Consider the following 700-nt stretch of genomic DNA (forward strand, 5'->3'; position numbering starts at 1 on the left):
CAATCCGGTAAATCGCCAGACGAAATTAAAGCGATGGAAAAGCGGCTGGCTTCCCTGTCTGAGGAGAACGAAATCCTAAAAAAAGCCCTGGGCTTCCTTGCGCAGAAGTAACCAATATTTTTGATTACATTCACCAAGAAAGCCATCACCACCAGGTAACTAAGATGTGCCGAATCCTCGGTGTTTCCAGAGCTCAGTATTATCGTTATCGATCCCCAAAGCCTTCAAAACGCCGGGCCGAAGATGAGGACTTAAAACAACGGATTCTGCGGATCTTTGCGGAATTCAAGCAGCGATACGGCGTTATGAAGATCCACCATGAATTGAATCTGGAACTTCAACCACTGCAGCGTCGGTGCAGCCCAAGACGGATTTCCCGGCTCATGAAGGAACTGGATATCCACTCCGTTACCGTCAATAAATGGAAAGCGGCTTCGGCTTCCAAAACCAAGGTTGAACAGCGTCCCAACTTGCTTAAGCAGGATTTCTCGACCACTGGTTTAAATCAAAAATGGACCGCTGATATGACCTACATTCAAACGAAGCGTAATGGCTGGTGTTACTTATCAACCATCATGGATCTGCACTCAAGACGAATTATCGGCTATTCATTCTCAAAAAAGATGGCTACTGATTTAGTCTTAAAGACCCTGGAAAGCGCGGTTAAAAATCGAACCATTACTGGGGACCTGATTATCCA

General features: G+C 45.9%; 1 protein-coding gene. It reads left to right on the forward strand.

Going from position 1 to position 700, the window contains the following annotated elements; genetic code table 11:
• Window positions 1-164 precede the first annotated feature (164 nt).
• Window positions 165-700, forward strand: a 536-nt coding sequence (locus GB992_RS11285) for an IS3 family transposase (RefSeq protein WP_186337576.1), incomplete at its 3' end; no start/stop codon positions are given.

Source organism: Furfurilactobacillus milii, assembly GCF_009863985.1.
In the GTDB taxonomy this organism is placed as follows: Bacteria; Bacillota; Bacilli; order Lactobacillales; family Lactobacillaceae; genus Furfurilactobacillus; species Furfurilactobacillus milii_A.